This window comes from Paenibacillus sp. ov031 (assembly GCF_900143165.1).
GTDB classification, from domain to species: domain Bacteria; phylum Bacillota; class Bacilli; order Paenibacillales; family Paenibacillaceae; genus Paenibacillus; species Paenibacillus marchantiae.
Window position 1 is genome coordinate 210,273 of record NZ_FRDO01000001.1, and the last position, 18,039, is coordinate 228,311.

An 18,039-nucleotide genomic window follows, 5' to 3' on the forward strand; every position below is an offset into this window, starting at 1 on the left:
AAGGAGGGTTTAGTATGAAAGAGTATATGCAATATCCGATGTGGGACGCAGCATTACCATTGGAAGAACGATTGAATGACTTGATTGCGCGTCTGACAACGGAGGAGAAAATCCGATTAATTCCTACACGCGAAGCCGCAGTACCCCGATTGGGAATACCCGGTTACAATGTGGGAGGCGAAGCGGCTCACGGGGTTGCCTGGATAGGTGAGGCTACCGTTTTTCCGCAGCCGCTCGGTCTGTCGAGCACCTGGAATACCAAGCTCATGCGCGAAATTGGTTCCGTCATCGGAGATGAAGCCAGAGCATACCACCATCGTGCACCGGAGCGTCACGGCTTGACCTTATGGGCGCCAACTGTCGATCTGGAACGTGATCCCCGTTGGGGGAGAACGGAAGAAGGATATGGTGAGGACCCCGTACTGACAGGTGAAATGTCGGCAGCTCTTGTGAAGGGTATGCAGGGTAATCATTCTTTCTATCTTAAAATGGTAGCGACGTTGAAGCACTTTTTTGCCAACAATAACGAGAAGGATCGGTTGAATTGTTCATCCAGCATCGATCCGCGGAACTTGCGTGAATATTATTTAAAAGCATTCGAGACGCCTTTCGTAGAAGGCGGGGCCTTTTCCATGATGACAGCCTACAATTCGATCAACGGCACACCCGCTATTGAAAGTCCATATGTGAATGATGTGGTCAAGGGTGAGTGGGCTATGCCTGGATTTATCGTGTGTGACGGGGGAGATTTGTCCCAGACGGTCAATTATCACGGTTATCATGCTACGCATGCGGAATCGGCAGCAGGGGCTATAAAGGCAGGTGTGGACTGTCTGACGGACGAGGTTGACTTGGTAGTATCTGCCTTGGAAGAGGCGCTTGAGCGTAACTTGCTGGAGGTCGAGGATCTTGACCGGGCCATTCGTAATATTTTTGGCGTGCGGATGCGGCTTGGACAACTGGATCAGACGGGACTTAACCCGTATGCTTCAATATCGGAATCTGTATTGTGTGCGCCTGAACATGCCAAATTAAGTTATAGAGCAGCAGCCGAGTCTATCGTTTTACTCAAAAATGACGGACTGCTTCCTCTCCAATCGGAAAGATTACAGAAGGTTAGCGTAATCGGTCCCCTCGCGGATGTGGTCTATACCGATTGGTATAGCGGCACACTGCCTTATCGTGTTACCGTTTTGGAAGGACTACGCAAGCAGCTTGCTGGAGCTGAAATATCTTTTGCAGATGGGAATGATCGCATCAGCCTGAAGACAGCCGATGGAAAGGTGATCACGCTCGGTGCTGAAGGAAAGCTTGTAGCCGTGCCGGAAGGTAGTGCGGAGGCCGCTGAGTTCATCCATCAGGACTGGGGCTGGGGAAGTCATACGCTTCGCAGTGTGAAAAATAATCGCTATGTTTCGTTAACCGAACAGGGCATCTATCAGGCGAATGCGCCGGAGATTGGTGGCTGGTTCGTCAAGGAAGTGGTACAGATTGATTCACAAGCGGATGGAACCAGCACGTTGCGTACGTGGAACGGACTGCCACTGAGGCTGGATGAACATCAGGGGCAACTGGTGCTGTCCCCAACGCCGGAACAAAAAGACGAGGACTTGAGTTCATCTGGTAATCCGGATGCCGTAGAAGGGAAGCAGAAACCTCCTGTGTTCAAGCTGGACATTGTTGCTAACGGAATAGAGCAGGCGAAAAAAGCTGCTCAGAATAGTGACGTTTCTATCGTTGTTGTAGGTAATAGTCCATATATTAACGGCAAAGAGGAGATCGATCGCCCAAGTCTGCTGCTTCCGCCTGAGCAGGCCCGACTGGTAAGAGAAGTCTGCCAAGTGAACCCGAATACGGTCGTTGTCATTGTTGGCAGTTATCCATTTGCACTGCAAGAGTTAAAAGACGTGGCTCCGGCAATCGTATACCTGACGCATGCAGGCCAAGAATTGGGGAATGCGGTTACGGATGTTCTGCTCGGTAATTATGCTCCTGCTGGTAGACTGAATATGACATGGTATGAGGATGAATCACAGCTGCCTGACATCATGGATTACGACATTATTCATAACGGTACAACCTATATGTATCATGAAGGTCCAGTCCTGTATCCCTTTGGTCATGGATTAACCTATTCGGAATTTGAGTATAAGGCGATTCGAGTGGAGCGGGCACAGGGATCTTCTGGAGATGATGTGCTGAAGATTGAAGTGCAGGTCGAGAACAAAGGGGCACGTGCCAGCGATGAAGTGGTGCAGGTGTACGGGCACGCCCAAACTTCACGGGTGAAGCGACCACAACGTCAGTTGATCGCTTTCCGACGCATTCATCTTGCTTCTGGCGCCGTGGAAACTCTATCTTTCGAAATTCCTGTTCAAAAACTGGCCTTCTGGGATGTAACTCGAGACAAATATTGTCTTGAATCCGCCGCCTGGTCGATCATGGCTGGACGTTCCTCAGCAGATATTCGTCAGACCGCAGAAATTCTCATCGAGGGTGAAACTATTCCTGCACGCGCGCTGAATCTGCCTACATTTGCGGAAAATTACGATGCATATGCAGGCGTTCTGTTGGATGAGTGTCTGGAAGGGCGTTCAGCCGTCCGAGCCATTGCTTCAGGCGAACCGCTGTATCATGAAGGTCGTTCTTCCTGGATTTCATTCCACGACAATGTTTTCCGGCAAGCTAGTGCGTTTGAGGGTCGGGTGGCAGCCTTCGGAGAGGGTGGCGAATTGGAGATTCGGGCGGAAGGTCCGGAAGGCCCACTGCTCGGCACTTGTGTCGTTCCTGGTCCCGCTGGAACAGTCAACGGGAAGAATCTTCAGTGGAGCACAGTTCGCTGTTCCCTGAAGGGAGAGCGTGAGATTGACCAGCTCTGCATTGTTTTCAGGGGCGGTGCAGCCCTTCAGCAATTTGTGTTGAAATAAGTTGATTTGTTGATCTTCATAATGCATGGCCAAAAGGCTGTCCTGGCACTGAATTTAGTGCGACAGCCTTTTTGCGCTGTTATCCCCAGTGACCTTTTTTACATAGGCCGTATATTCAACTGCAGAACAACCCACAATAACGTTGTTGTTTTCTGATTCTGTAAAGGTGGTTGAGGTATGAAAGATAAAAAGTGGGACCTCGTCGCACTCGCTTCCATCCCGGTTATTATGACACTGGGTAACTCTATGCTGATCCCCATCCTTCCGCAGATTGAGCGTGAATTGAAAGTGTCCTCATTCAAGGTCAGCATGTTAATTACGGTTTATGCGGTCGTCGCAATCCTGCTCATTCCACTTGCAGGATATCTGTCGGATCGATTCGGCAGGAAAGCCGTTATTATCCCCAGTCTCATCATTGCAGCCGCAGGAGGCGCGGTAGCAGGAGGAGCAGCCTGGATGCTAGATGGAAATGTGGCATACTGGAGTATTCTCGGTGGCAGACTTTTGCAAGGGATAGGAGCAGCAGGGGCTTTCCCGATTGTCATTCCATTGGTGGGTGATATGTTCGATGATGAAAACGAGGTAAGTAAAAGCCTTGGCATTATTGAAACCTCGAATACCTTCGGCAAGGTACTAAGTCCGATTTTGGGTGCAGCTTTGGCTGTATGGATTTGGTATTTGCCTTTTATGGCTATTCCGGTACTTTGTGTGCTTTCATTGGTTCTGGTTATTTTTCTGGTGAAAACACCCAAGAGGAAGGAAGAACCAAAGAGCTTTCCCGAATTTGTTGCTTCCATCCGCAGTGTGCTGAAAGAAAAGGGCCGCTGGCTGTATGCGATTTTTGCGATTGGCGGTATTTGCATGTTTGTTCTCTTTGGTGTGCTCTTTTATCTATCGGAGACGTTGGAATCGGAGTTCAAATTAAAGGGTGTACTTAAAGGACTTGTACTTGCTATACCACTGGCAGCCTTGTGTCTGGCGTCTTTCTTTGCTGGAAAATGGATAGGAAAGAACAAGACACGGATGAAATGGCTTGGTTTTATCGGACTTGCTGTTTTAACTGTATCTCTTGGCGTGATCGGGCTTTTTGACAACATTTATGTAGTTGTTGGTTTGTTCACCCTTGGTGGAGCGGGAATAGGCGCTACGCTGCCATGTCTGGATGCTATGGTTACTGAAGGGGTGGACAAGGAACAACGCGGCACCATCACGGCGTTATTCAGCAGCATGCGTTTTATCGGTGTGTCTCTCGGTCCTCCTGTCGTGTCATTGTTGATCTCTTCCCACCATTTCCTTCTGTTTGGTATTCTCGCCGCGTCGGGGGCGGTGGGAGGGCTACTCACGTTATTGGCAGTCAAGCCAGATAAGGGAAATCAGCCCACATCAGGCAGTGGTCAAAATCAACGTGAACGTGATTATGATGAAGTGAAACAGCCCAGTGGTTATCTGCCGGGGCGGAGAAAGAAAAGTCCACTCTGAATTAAAATATAAAAACGCGTTTACTCTGAGGGATGTATCTTTCCTCACAGAGTAAACGCGTTTTAATGAATCGAAGGATAACAGTGTAGTTACATCAATTATCTTTTTGCTGAGTAGTTGTGTTCTTCTCGGTTGCAGTCTCGGTAAGCTCATGCCGATCGGAATCCTGGGCAGCGATATGTGTATGCGTCAATAACGGATGCACAGGCACCGCAAACCCTCCATTTCGTTTCCCTTGAATCAGGTATATCAGGAGGAATAGAATCATGAACACAATGGAATAACGGTACATATCGGTATAACTGGTTATGGAAGCAATAGCGCCCAGCAGAAGTGCTCCCAGAGCAATCCCCAGATCCAGCGTATTCAGAAACATGCCGTTAGCCATACCGCGCTGTGAAGGGGAGACAATCTGAATCATCCAGGTCTGCATGGAAGACTGTATTGAACCATATCCAATTCCATATAAAAATGCAGCGACAAACAAGATGGACATCGACGAAGCGTAAGAGAGCGTGATCAGTCCAGCAGCGATGAATATCGCTCCGGGAATCAGTAAGGCTTTTGGACCTTTACTGTCATAGATCCGACCTGCAAACGGTCTAACCAGCAGTACAGCGAGAGCATTAAACAAAAAGAACAGTGCAGGGTTAGCCAGGTTGGCTTCCTTTCCGTACAAAACGATGAATCCGACCAGTCCGCCATACGTGATGGACAGTAAACAATTCAGTACACTTGGCAGAATCAGTTTGCGATTGAAAGGCGTCTTTACTTTGGTGCCTGATATCGCAGCTGTTCCAACAGGAGGTGTTGGTATCACCTCATCATTGACCCTACGAGCTTTCTTGCGTGTCAGTGAATAGCTGAGCGGATAGATGACCACAATAACACCTGCCGTACATAACATGAGTGTCATGAACCCGGCACCCTGAAGCAACGTGACCCCAATAATGGGACCCATGGACATGGCCAGACTTGTAGACAGGCCGAAATAGCCCATACCTTCACCCATCCGTTTCACAGGCACAATATCCGACGCCATAGTCGGGAAAGCCGTGCTACTCATACCGAATCCGATACCGAACACCATGCGCAGCAATAACAGGACCGCAATCCCAGCAGCAAAATAATATCCAAGTGTAGCGAGTAAGGCAACTGTCAGGCCAATATAGATCATGGCATTACGAAGACCCTTCTCCAATGCTTTGGCTGAATAGAGCCGGGCAGCAATGGCGCTAAGGGCAAAAAGACAGGTGAAGAGGCTGACTTCAAAGGCATTGGCGTGAAAACGGTCCTGCACATAAGAAGGCAGTGGGGATACAATCATGTGGAGTTGTAGAAAGAGTAGAAAGTTACATAACATGAGCAGGATAAAATCGGTGGTCCATAGTTTGACTTGCGATGATTGTGATTTCATTAGTTGTTCATTCCCCCTGGTGTAAAATTCGTTACAGGTTGCTGTTCATGAGGGAAAGAGTATGTCTAAATGCTTCCATCTGGTCTTCGGGTATACCTTCAATCAGATTTTTATTCATTTCTCTTTCGAGCGGAACAAGCTGGTCAAGCAATATCTTTCCTTCATCGGTCAAGTAGAGCAAGTAGGCTCTGCGATCCTGTTCGCTGGTCCGGCGTTCGACCCAGCCTTTCTTTTCCAACAGATCAATAATGCGGGCAGTTGTGGGCTGGTCCTTATAAACGCGATTGGCGACTTCCTTCTGGTTCACGCCTTCGCCTCTGCCGATATTGAACAGAACGGAAAACTGCTCTGTCGTAATATCATAGGGTTTGAATCGTATGGCTAGTACAGCCGACGCCTTGCGATGTGTCATGCCCAGCATGAATCCAATGGATTGATCGAGTGAATAATCGTTCCCCATATAATCCTCTCTTTCTTAAAATAAAAATAGTCTCAATTCATTTACTTGTTATAACAACTATATGCTAAACAATTAATTTTGTCAAAACGGATTTATGAATATCGGCGTCATGATAACACCCTTTCATATGAGATTGGCAGTGGAATAATGTTTTATGTGAACATTGAAATATGCAAACGTTGGTAAATATTGATAAAATAGAAGTGCCGCTGTATCGCGGTAATTGGGCCACATGATGGTGAGGTTACGAAGACGAATCCGCTCCAGCTGATTCTGGAGCTGACTGAGGAGAGCTGAGTATGCTGAAGAACATTCCCGCAATAATACCTCCGGAACTGCTGAAGATCATGTCTGAAATGGGTCATGGAGACGAACTAGTACTGGCTGATGGCAACTTCCCCGCAGCCAGTCATGCCCAGCGGTTGATTCGCTGTGATGCGCTGGGTACCGTGGAGTTACTGGATGCCATTTTAAGTTTGTATCCACTCGATACGTACGCTGAGCGGCCAGCAGCCGTTATGCAGGTCGTCAAGGGGGATCAGGTGGTGCCTATCATCTGGGAAGACTATCGCAGGCTGATCCTTGACCATGAGGGCATCACGGATGCCTTTGATCATGAAGAGCGTTTTGCTTTTTATGAGCGGGCTTCTCGCGCCTATGTCATTGTTGCAACCGGTGAACGTGCGCAGTATGCCAATTTGATTTTGAAAAAAGGTGTCATTTTTCCAGATACAGAGCCTTACCCACAAGCGAAAAAAGTTGAACTGAACTGAATCCAAGCTCAAGGCGACGGGGCGGCAGAAGCCTCGCTCGCCTTTTTGCTTTTCCCAAATCGCAGCCAATAAACAACAACATATAATATAGGCATACTCTCGATAAGCACGGCATATGTAGCAATGGCGTAAGAACGAATGGCTAATTCATAGGAAGCCGCGTCTTTTGCATATTGAAGCACATAAGAAGCCGCAGTTCCGGCTAGCAAGTAAACTACCGTTTTTTCCTGCCGAACTCCGGTAAGTTTAGCAAGACAAACGGAGGCGACGTATAACAGAAACGAGCTGCGAGTAAACATGGTCGTAGACCAGATGGCAATTAGGAAAGGGTCCAGGTTATCCAGAAAATCGCCGTAACGGGCAAAACGTATCATCTCCAGCAAAGGGTAGCGAAGACTGCTGGCTTCGTAAGGTCCAAAATTCATTAACGTAAACATCCAGAACACGATAATGAATAATGCAAGCGTAGAACCTGCAAATAACATACTTCGTAGAAGCGGCCGCCTGAAAGCAATGGCAGGGGCGAGGAACAGGAACATCATCCATTCGGAAAACCAGGGCATGGTTGAAATCGAGCCTGTTAAAATTTCTTTCAGATCATGATGCGTTACCATGGCAAGCAGTACATCAGGATTCCCCCCACCCATTACAGCAGGCATGAGAAAAGTAGAGGTGAAGATTTGCACCAGGAATATCCCTTCTGATAAATAGACAATGGTAATCAAACCTGAGCGCGCTGAAAGGCTGATACATAAAATAGTTACGGTTGCTGTCAGCCATATGGGTGTCTCGGGTAAATACATGGATTGCAGAAAAACGATGAAATTCTCTACGTCAACGGATATCAAATACAGGCACAGTAATACAATGAGGCCGAGGAACAGCTTGTGAACGGCCTTGCCCACAATTTCTTCACCGAAATCAATCCAGGGTCGATCAGGGTAAACCGCTCCCAATCTGTATGTGAAAAAGAGAAGAATCAGACTGATCGCAAACCCGCCAAGGATGGATATCCACCCTTGATAACCGCTCATTTTGAACAAGCGCTGCAGAAGAAAAGCGATGGGTTCGGAATACAGGTAGACAAACATAAAACGGTACGCTTGTCCGGCAGACAATTTGATCATGGCGTGCTCCTTTCTTAGCCAAACAAGCGGTCTGCCCAGCCAAAGACCAGCCTGATGACATCATTGGGATTAGGCCATCCCGGTACAGAGACAGCCAACGTATTCCACAGCAGAAATATCCCCAGCAGAATGAAATAGGCCCGTTTCATTCCTTTTTTGCTGGACTTGATCATGGGCCACTCCAGTATGTACAGTACGGCAAACAAAACAACAGCAATCATTGGTTTACCTCCTAAAGTGGCCTGAAGCTTTCCTCTGTTCCTATCAGTAGCTGGATTCCGAACCTACGAACTGGATGTTGATTTGGGCATGCACGTTAAACTGCAATTCGTTTTTGACATAATCATTCCAAACGGGACGCAACTTTTCCCAGATCTGAGGATATGCCCATTCCAGGCGATAACCGAGCATTAGAATATCGGCGTTCTTGCGTTGGCCACTCCTTATTGCGTCGGTTAGATAGGCACTCACTTTTTCATTGGCCTTTTGCTCGATCTGATTCACGCCCACAATATCTTTGACCTTGAGAATCGGAATCACGGAATTCAGTTCTGCCTGCCCCCGCAAAGTGATGTCGAAGAAAGGCTGTCCGTTGACAAGCCTGACCTTAATTTTGGAATTCATATTATAGATCGTCATGCTCGCTTTTTCTTTATCGGTTTCCACGGAAAGGGCCACGGAATCCAATTTGCGATTGGCCCAGGCTATGGTCCTTGCTTCATTCGCCGAGATTGAATCGACCATCTTCATCTGTTTGAAAAGAGCACCACCTATTTGACTGGTCCATTGCTTTCGTTTATTATCCTCACTTGCCATCGAAGTTCCTTTCGATTCCAGAAAGGGGGCGGCAAAGCCCTGATTCATTTTGTCAGCCATAAGTACACTGAGCATTTGCGTCTTTAACATGTTTTCTTGGGTTGCAAATTCTCTTAACACATCACTAGGTGTTTCCTCGAAAACGGGAGTCAGATCAGCCACGTCTCTGGCTCTGCCCTTCGCAACCATGACGTAACTGCTAAGATGGAACAAAGGTTCACGTGAGATCCATTCCATCGCATCTTGAATGCCCTCTCTGGCGTATGCCTCACCGAATACCACTACCCGTGTGTGCCCCCAGGAAATCTTTCGTGTGAGATCGGTTTGGATTTTCTCTATGGCGTCAGCGATGGTGGATGCGGTAGCCGAAACGAGAGCATATGGATTTTTTCCGGGTCCGCCCGTACCTTCCGGAGAGAGACGGTTGGGAAGTGGCATACTTAATGAAATATCGATTTCACCCGGTTTTTCACCCTTATCCACATACATGGTTGTAATAAACGTACGTTCATTTATTTCAACTTTGGACCAGCAGCCACTGCAAAGTAACACGCATACCAAAACGACACTCAGTTTGGGCATAATCATCCACGTTTTCATGTTTTTTGCCTTTTCTTATTCGCATCTTCGTAAGCTGCTGGTCGCTTCTTCATTAGGAACCAAGGCACACGAACGATAGTATCCTTGATATCACGCAGCACGAGGGGGGCAAATGGCTGCATGTATGGCACGCCAAATGAACGCAGACTAACCATATACCAATAGATCAGATAGATCGAGATCACGATGCCGAACAGACCCAGCGTTCCACCCATAAACAGCACCGGAAATCGAAGCAGCCGGAAGGCCAGTCCGAGCTCGAAATGCGGGATGATAAAGGCGGCAATACCTGTGATAGATACGACAATAACCAGTGGTGCTGAGACAATTCCAGCCTGTACAGCCGCCTGACCAATAACAATCCCACCGATAATAGACACCGTTTGGCCCAGTGGCTTCGGAATACGAATCCCCGCTTCGCGCAAACCTTCAAAGGTCACTTCCATAATGAGCGCTTCAATCAAGGCAGGGAAAGGAATGTTTTCTCTAGCAGAAGCGATCGTAATCAGCAGGTTGGTCGGAATGATTTCCGGGTGAAATGTAGTTACGGCGACATAAAAGGATGGAAGCAGGAAGGCTATAAAGGCAAACAACAGACGAATAAGTCTAATAAAGGAGGCAGAATAAAATCGTTGATAATAGTCTTCCGAAGACTGCATTAAAGAGAAAAAAGTAACCGGAATGAGCAGGGAGAACGGTGTTCCATCCTGCATGACCCCAATCCGTCCTTCAACCAGTGCAGCAGCCACCGTATCCGGTCTTTCCGTATATTGATATTGTGGAAACGGAGAAAGAGGATGGTCCTCCAGAAATTCAGATAGATAACTTACACCCAGGCTGCTATCCATATCGATATTACCAAGACTTTCCAATACATTTTCCAGAATGTCTGGCTTGCATAACCCTTGGATATATACAACGAACACCTCGGTTTTGGTGTATTTTCCAATGGTGAATTTGATCATCTTCAAATCAGGGTGTTTGATTTTGTGCCGAAGCAGAGACATGTTCACATGAATATCTTCAATGAAGGCTTCCTGAGGGCCAACAATTACAACTTCATTGGTTGATTCCGCTACGGAACGCCTTTGATAATTTTGAAGTGCAAAATGAATCATTCCCGAAATACCCTCGATATATAAGGCTGCATTACCTGACACGATATCATCCACAATTGCTTCTGGTGAATTCGAGTGGTGGCTGTTAAGGGTGAAAAATGATCCGGTCAGGACTCGGGTAATGAATTGATGATCTATTTCATTTCTCGAGGCTTCCTCAAGCAGTGGTTTGACGATGGCTTCCCGCATAGTAGGGGTATCTACAATGGACTGAATATAGATGAGTTCACAATGGAAAGGTCCAATTTGAAAAGGCTGATAGATTATGTCGGCAACACCCAACAGATTAGCTCTAACCTGTTCATAGATATTGTCTTTTTCCATTTCAGTTTCGCCTCCCTATGCTGTAATGCCGAGCCTGTAATCTGACTATAGTGTGCGACGCTTCCAATGAAATATACTTTTAAGTTTGGATTATCGAAATATATTACAAACTTTGATGCAGATGATGAATGGGGAGATCGTCAGATCTGCCTTAAAATAAGAGGATGGAATGAAGTAAGTAGACGATTTTTATGAGGAGTTGAGGGAAGATGGCGTATCGGATCAGACTTGCTGAGCTTAGCGATGTTAACGGAGTGGCACAGTTGTTCAATGACTATAGAGTGTTTTACGATCAGCCTACGGATCTGGAGGGAGCAAGTGAATACATAAAAGAACGAATGGAACGGAATGAATCCGTTATTTTGGTTGCCGAATCGGAATTGGAGACAGAAAAGGAAGAGGAGTGCAGTCTGACGAATAAACCCTTAGCGGGTGAGTTTGGTGGGTTTATACAGCTCTATCCTAGCTTTAGTTCAGTGTCCATGAGGCCAATCTGGGTACTAAATGATCTGTACGTACATGCGGATCATCGCCAGAGAGGAATTGCACGTAAGTTGCTGGAAGCTGCACGACTATGGGGAATTGAGAGTGGGGCTGTACGAATAGTGCTCTCTACGGCGATCAGTAACAAGAAGGCTCAGGTATTATATGAGTCGGAAGGCTATACGCTGGACACCAAGTTCATGTATTATGAACTTCATATATAAGATAGACTTTGAGAAACCTGAAGTTGAGGATAAGCAGGAGGGATTAGCACAAGATGATGCAATGGATAGCCATGATTACGATGTTGATCGATCATATAGGAGCCGTCTTTTATCCACAGGTCGGTGAGCTGCGAATCATTGGTCGAATTGCTTTTCCAATCTATGCTTTTGCCGTTTATATCGGTTATAAACATACTCGCAACGTACAAAAATACATATGGCGGTTGTTCTGGATTGCAGTGATTTCTCAATTGCCGTTTATGGTGGCTTTTAATCATTTTTCGCTGAATGTGGTATGGACATTATGGTCTGCTCTGCTTGTATTGCTTGTGCTCGATAAACTTCCGGTCCGTTTGCTGGGAATTCCGATTGTGATCGTGGCTGGTTTGGTCATGGAGATGACCCATATGGATTATGGTATGTATGGCTTACTGCTTGTATTGCTATTCCGTTACTTCCAGGGCCCAGTACTAGTAATGGCTCATTTGCTCTTAAATGTGCTGTATATTTATCTGCACAGCAGCTCTATTCAGATGTACAGCGTGATTGCTACGGCAGGAATTGCAATGGCCCAGTATTATAACGCAGGCTTCCGTCTGAAAGGTCCGCGTTGGATTTGGCGTTATTTTTATCCTGCACATTTGGCTGTCATTGCTTTGATCCGCTTGATTTGAGAATTCTTCACGAAGAAAAGAAGCCACCTTATCCGTCATCACTGACGTTGAGGTGGCTTCTTTATATTCATTAATGGATGCAATATAGGCATTCACTTTCATTCACTTTATTGGAGTTATTCCATTGTTGGCGAAGTACCAAACTGCGGTCGGACGGCCTTAGGGAAATAACCAATCTCGATGGCATGTTCCATCATTTTTGAGATGAAACGATCATCAGTTTTGGCGCATATAATGCCGGCTGGTTCTACATAGGCGGTTGTTACAGGAGAAGCATATACGTATGCAGAATCCTTGGCACCGTCTCCTTCAAGCTGGGCGATAGCCAGTTGAAGTGCCTCAGGGTCCTTGCTGACACTGCCATCGAACAACCAGTTGGTGTATTCTGCAAAAGGCAGAGTCTCTACTTCATAGCCGGCCCGATTCACAGAACGAATCAGATCATCGTAGCTGATAGGTTCCGGATTACAGATATGGAATACACGTCCTGCTGTGTCCTGGCGTAATGCCAGATGCACAATGGCCTGACTTGCATAATCAATAGGTGTAAAATCAACCATCCAGTCGGCTGCCGGTGCCTTGCCCAGCAATAACATCGCTTTAATCATGCGATAAAAGGCGTTGCTATCAATATTAGACTGGAAACGTCCCGTCTCGGAATGACATGTCAGGTTACCTGCACGATAGATGCTAACAGGTACACCTTCTTCAGCAGCAATCATAAGCACTTTCTCGGCTTCAAGCTTGCTGTCCGAGTACAGGTTGTCCACGTGCAGGTCCGCTGGGAAGCGATCATATTGCAATGATGACTCCCACTGTCCACTGAGTGCAAGATCTTCCGGTATCCCCATCGTGGATACATGGTGGAAGGAGGCACCTGGTTTGCTGCGAACGAGTTTGAGCAATGCAGTGGTTCCATCCACATTGGTTTTGGCGAATTGTGCTGCATCCCCGAAATGTCGTACATCCGCGGCGCAGTGTATCACACGGTCAATTCGTTCTTGCACGTAAGTTGTCTGCTCGACTGAAAGACCAAGATTCAGTTGCTCCAGATCGCCTTCAATAATCTCGACGCGGGATGCGAGGAGAGGTAGAAGCTCCGGTCCAAAGTAACCTTTCATGACGCTGCTTAGTCGTTCCATCGCAGAGCTTCCGTCTGCGGGACGGCGCACAAGAGTATAGATGCGTGTATTCGAAGTTAGAATCAACTGTTGCAGCACATGGGATCCAAGATATCCGGTAGCCCCGGTAAGGAGTACATGCTCGGGATTCAGAATTTCAGGATATCCAATCTGGGATCTCAGCTCTACAGGATGTTCTGACAATTGGGTGATCATGCCCTCATTCACTGAGGAATGGGCAGTTTCTTCTGTAGTTTGAGCCAGCTTCTCCACACGTTGTGCCAAGGCACGAACCGTCTTCTCGGCAAAAAAGTCGGCAATTTTCAGCTGCGGATAATGCGGCTTCAGAATAACCAGCACATGGATAACCCGAAGAGAATCACCGCCAATGGCGAAGAAGCTATCCTCCACACCAAAGTCATCGTGCTGAAGAATTTCTTTCCATGCTTCCAGAATAATTACTTCGGTTTCCGTCTCTGGCAGTACCCGATCAGGTCGATCTTCATGACGCTCTACGTGAGGCAGAGCTACCATCGCTTTACGATTGATTTTCCCTGTCGGTGCGATTGGCATTTCATCGAGCTGACAGATCCATTTGGGTACAAAATAGGAAGGAAGCTTCACCGTTAGCTCCGCTTTAATATCCGCAACGGAAAGTGTACTGCCGTCCTTGGATGTAAAGTATCCTACGAGCATGTTTTGACCATCCGATTCCTTCTTGGGAATCACGGCCACATCCTGAACCTGATCCAGACGGGCAAAATGATCCTCGATCTCTCCAATCTCAATCCGGTGACCCCGGATTTTTAACTGGGAGTCGCTGCGTCCGACATATTCCAGCAGTCCGGTATCGAGCATTTTGGCAATATCGCCAGACTTATAGATTTTCTCATCGATGGCAAATGGATTATCAATGAATGCCTGCGCTGTACGCTCTGGCTGGTTCAGATAACCTTTGGCCAGGGCGGGTGTTGCTATATATACCTCGCCGGGAACGCCTACCGGGCATAATTGCTGTTCTTCATTGACGATATACACTTTATAGTTATGAATCGGTCTGCCGATTGGAATGTTAACGACACTTTCCGGAACTTGCTCACTAATTCGGTGAGTCGCTGTCGCTACTGTACATTCCGTAGGTCCGTATACATTGACGATATCAATCTGGTTGCCGAATTTGCGCTGGAAGGCACGAACCTGTTCACCGTACAGTGCTTCTCCAGCCACGGTAATGATTTTGACTTTGGCCAGCTTGTGGAAGCCTTCATCAGACAGGAAGGAAGCAAGCTGGTTGAAAAAGATGGTTGGCAGTATCGTAATAATTGTTGTGCCTGTGCGCTCAATTGCACTCGCAAATTCTTCAACGGATACACGTTCTTCCGCCGACAACAAGTACAGTTCTGCTCCGTAGAACAAGGCGCCAATCGTATCCCACACTGATGCATCGAAGCTGTATGTAGCAAACTGGGTTAATACGTCACCTGGTTGAATATCGCAATCTCGCTGCACCACACTACCAAGATTGGCTACACCCCGATGGGCAATAAGCGCACCTTTGGGCTTGCCGGTAGATCCCGAGGTATAAATGATGTACGCCAGGTCGTCTGGCTCAATATCGAGATTGGGGTTACTTGCAGCGAATCCGGCAAGGCGTCCATCTACGGCCAGGATTTGGCGAACGCTAGTAATTCCTGAGAATAACCGTGAAGCTTCAGGTAAAGAGGACTCTTTGGTCAGGACAAAGGATGAAGCTGTATCTTCGACAATATAACTGTTGCGTTCTTGTGGGTGCTCAGGATCGACAGGAACGTATACTCCGCCAGCTTTGAGAATACCGAGCAAAGAAATAATTGTTTCCAAACTCCGCTCCATAAAGATGCTGACGAATTCTCCTTTTTGCAATCCGTTGGATAACAGCACACGGGCAACCTGATTGGCACGTTCATTCAATTCTCTATAGGTGTAACTGCCAGTTGGTGAAGTAATTGCTGGAGATTCAGGATATTCGGCTGCTGTTGCTTCGAACCAGCCATGAATCGTCTGATGTTCTGGTTCGTGAACGGCGGTATCATTCATTTCTCGGTATAGTAACCGGTCTGAAGCGGATAAAATGTCCACTGTGCCGATGGCCTTGTCTTGGTCACGCAACATAGCCAGTAAAAGAGTCTGATAATACTCTGCATATCTTGTGACCGTAGATTCATTAAGAAGTGAACTGTCATAGAACAGATCCAGCGTGAGCATATCCTGATCATCACGGATATTCCAATTTAACAATTGAGGAGCTTTAGGGAGCTGTACGCTGTTATACATGAACAGCGTTTCCGGATTACCTCCCGCTTGCAGCGTGTAATGCAGCTGGAGTTGATCTGAAATCTGATGAATCAGTTCGATAAAGGTTAACTTTCCTTGAATCTGCAATAACACATGGGAGGCTAGCTGATCGGGAGCCAGCGTGCCGATGGCAAGTTCCTGCTCAGCTGATAAACGGAACAACAAGGCTGCGTAGGCAGACAATAATGCTGGATAAACGCCCTCTGAACCGAATTTTTGTTTCAGTTCCCGACCCAGGGACGATTCCAATGAAATATGAGCAGACTCATAAGTGAATGCTTGTTGACGGCGCCCAAAATCCAGTGGAATCTGAAGAACCGCTAGGCCAGATTCCACTGTTTGGGTAGATGATGATTGATTTTCGACCACTTCAGTTGTTCCTCCTTGGTTCAAACCGTTCAAGTTGTGGGTTGAATTATTGTTTACTTACATTAAAATGCGAAATCAGTTCTTGCAGTTCCTCAGACATGTTGTTCAAACGGGTAGAGGAATCAACAAGTGTAATCAGAGATGCTTTTTGTTCATCTACGGATGAAGAGATCCGTTCACTGTTGTCAGCTGTCTTACTCACACTCGCAGACAAATCATCCGCAGTTGCGGTCATTTCTTCTGTACCTGCAGAGATTTCTTCTGTAGCACTCGATACTTCCTGAATCTGATTCGATACTTTCTTGGCTGCTTCCAGAATCTCTTCGAACAATTGACCGGTTTGATCAGCTACGCTGAGTCCGGTATCCACTTCAGACGTTCCTTGTTCCATCGCACGAACGGCTTGTCTGATTTCAGCCTGGATCTCTTGGATCAGTACAGCAACCTGGCTCGTGGATTGTTCGGACTGCTCAGCAAGCTTACGGACTTCACCTGCTACAACTGCGAATCCTCGACCTTCTTCACCAACACGTGCTGCTTCAATAGATGCGTTGAGTGCAAGCAAGTTCGTCTGGCTGGAAATGCCTGAGATGATATTCAGAATATCGCCAATTTCCTGAGAGCGGCTCTCCAGAACCTGAATGGCCGAAGCGGTGTTTTTAACAGATTCCGTAATCAGATTCATCTGTTCGGATACCTGACGAACCACACTGTTTCCTTGTTGGGATCGACGTTCCATCTCATAGGCCTCGTCAGCTACACTCGCTGAACTGCTGGCAATAGTTTGAATGACGATAGCCATCTCGGACATCGCACGGGCACTATCCCGGGTTGCCTGTTCCTGTGCACGAATGTTGGATGTAATCTGAGTAACGTTGCTATTAATAGAATCAGCATTCTCGCTGTTTCTCTCCGAGACTTCATACAGTTCCTTAGCAGACTCGTTAACTTCTTGCGAAGTGATTTGCACTTTGACGATGGTATCGTTGATCTTGCGAACCATTGTATTGAACTTTTCGTTCACAATGCCCAGATCGTCTTTGCCTGTCGGAATTTTGACATTCAAATTACCCCGGCTTACGTCATCAATCCCTTTGATCAGGTGACGAATAGGGGAAAGCGTGTTTTTGACAACAAGATATTGGATAATCAGGAACAACAGCAGGAACGCTACCAGGATGATAATTCCGTTCTTGAGCAATTTGTTCAGTCCGGCAGGTACTGCTGATGCGTCTGCATCGACTGCAAAGTAAGAGTAAATCTTGCCGTTGCTATCCTTGATCGGGTAAGCAATGGTTGTCCAGGTTCCGAAATCATCGGAATAAAATGTGGTGAACGTTGGGCGATCGGTATTCACCATTTCTTTCAGTGCATTTGCCACAACGACTGGCTGTTCATACATGTCGCCGATATTTACATTTTCACTCTGGAAGGCTTCCTTCAGATTGGTTGGCATGGCAACAAGGGAAGTTAACCGTTGGTTATCTCCACCCAGCTCGACGCCAAAGATGTAGGCTTGTGCAATGTTAGGATAATATTGCTGCATTTCATCGAAATAGGCACGCAATTTGGTTTGGGTTTTTCCATCATAATTGGCTTCTGCAATAGCAGCCTGCACTTCGGTGGAATCAATGCCTTCTGCCCATTTTTTAGTAATTTGTTCTACCTGACCATGTAGTTGGTCTACGAGGATTGTTTTTTGAAAGTAATAGCTGCTGGCAATAAGTGCCACGCCGATGATAATAATGTTAGTAAATGAAAGCAACAGATTTTTGGAGAAAAAAGACATGCTT

The 18,039-nt window shown here is 46.8% G+C and carries 13 protein-coding genes; 5 read left to right on the top strand and 8 right to left on the bottom strand.

The genetic code is table 11. The annotated features are described in order from the left end of the window. Positions 1-14 precede the first annotated feature (14 nt). Both BUA17_RS00900 and BUA17_RS00905 read left to right on the top strand, forming a co-directional pair. A complete protein-coding gene (locus BUA17_RS00900; RefSeq protein ID WP_072732350.1) occupies positions 15-2,927 on the top strand; it encodes a glycoside hydrolase family 3 C-terminal domain-containing protein in 2,913 nt (970 codons plus the stop codon). A 177-nt stretch (positions 2,928-3,104) separates the two neighbouring features. After that, positions 3,105-4,406 carry a bacillibactin exporter BcbE gene (locus BUA17_RS00905; protein ID WP_072732351.1) on the top strand — a complete coding sequence of 434 codons (1,302 nt, stop codon included), beginning with the start codon at positions 3,105-3,107 and terminating at the stop codon, positions 4,404-4,406. 94 nt (positions 4,407-4,500) lie between these two features. Here BUA17_RS00905 and BUA17_RS00910 read toward each other — a convergent pair whose 3' ends face one another. Both BUA17_RS00910 and BUA17_RS00915 read right to left on the bottom strand, forming a co-directional pair. Then, positions 4,501-5,823: an MFS transporter gene (locus BUA17_RS00910; protein ID WP_072732352.1), complete on the bottom strand. Its 1,323-nt coding sequence runs from the start codon at positions 5,821-5,823 to the stop codon at positions 4,501-4,503. A gap of 31 nt (positions 5,824-5,854) precedes the next feature. Next, complete coding sequence (locus BUA17_RS00915) at positions 5,855-6,283, bottom strand: MarR family winged helix-turn-helix transcriptional regulator (RefSeq protein WP_063564711.1); 429 nt, start codon at positions 6,281-6,283, stop codon at positions 5,855-5,857. A gap of 299 nt (positions 6,284-6,582) precedes the next feature. On the opposite strand from BUA17_RS00915, the gene BUA17_RS00920 reads away from it, so the two are divergent. Further along, positions 6,583-7,056: an RbsD/FucU family protein gene (locus tag BUA17_RS00920; protein WP_063564710.1), complete on the top strand. Its 474-nt coding sequence runs from the start codon at positions 6,583-6,585 to the stop codon at positions 7,054-7,056. 8 nt (positions 7,057-7,064) lie between these two features. On the opposite strand, the gene BUA17_RS00925 is transcribed toward BUA17_RS00920, so the two are convergent. The 4 genes from BUA17_RS00925 to BUA17_RS00940 are packed head-to-tail and all read right to left on the bottom strand — an operon-like array spanning position 7,065 to position 11,041. Further along, positions 7,065-8,183: a GerAB/ArcD/ProY family transporter gene (locus BUA17_RS00925; RefSeq protein WP_063564709.1), complete on the bottom strand. Its 1,119-nt coding sequence runs from the start codon at positions 8,181-8,183 to the stop codon at positions 7,065-7,067. Between the two features lie 14 nt (positions 8,184-8,197). Beyond that, entirely contained in the window at positions 8,198-8,404 is a 207-nt protein-coding gene (locus BUA17_RS00930; protein WP_063564708.1) for a hypothetical protein, read from the bottom strand. 43 nt (positions 8,405-8,447) lie between these two features. Continuing rightward, on the bottom strand, positions 8,448-9,599 hold the full coding sequence (locus tag BUA17_RS00935; RefSeq protein WP_072732353.1) for a Ger(x)C family spore germination protein: 1,152 nt from the start codon (positions 9,597-9,599) through the stop codon (positions 8,448-8,450). Then, complete coding sequence (locus BUA17_RS00940; RefSeq protein WP_063564706.1) at positions 9,596-11,041, bottom strand: spore germination protein; 1,446 nt, start codon at positions 11,039-11,041, stop codon at positions 9,596-9,598. Before BUA17_RS00940 ends, BUA17_RS00935 begins: the two co-directional genes overlap by 4 nt. Positions 11,042-11,250: 209 nt before the next feature. Between BUA17_RS00940 and BUA17_RS00945 the strand changes: the two genes are divergently transcribed. Both BUA17_RS00945 and BUA17_RS00950 read left to right on the top strand, forming a co-directional pair. Continuing rightward, positions 11,251-11,748 carry a GNAT family N-acetyltransferase gene (locus BUA17_RS00945; protein WP_072732354.1) on the top strand — a complete coding sequence of 166 codons (498 nt, stop codon included), beginning with the start codon at positions 11,251-11,253 and terminating at the stop codon, positions 11,746-11,748. A 53-nt stretch (positions 11,749-11,801) separates the two neighbouring features. Further along, entirely contained in the window at positions 11,802-12,422 is a 621-nt protein-coding gene (locus BUA17_RS00950) for a TraX family protein (RefSeq protein WP_240321372.1), read from the top strand. Between the two features lie 116 nt (positions 12,423-12,538). Here the strand turns inward: BUA17_RS00950 and BUA17_RS00955 are convergent, their stop codons facing one another. After that, positions 12,539-16,246, bottom strand: a complete 3,708-nt coding sequence (locus tag BUA17_RS00955) for a non-ribosomal peptide synthetase family protein (protein ID WP_072732355.1) — start codon at positions 16,244-16,246, stop codon at positions 12,539-12,541. 46 nt (positions 16,247-16,292) lie between these two features. Then, positions 16,293-18,035 (bottom strand): methyl-accepting chemotaxis protein, encoded by a 1,743-nt coding sequence (locus tag BUA17_RS00960; protein ID WP_063564933.1) that lies wholly within the window; start codon positions 18,033-18,035, stop codon positions 16,293-16,295. Positions 18,036-18,039: the final 4 nt, after the last annotated feature.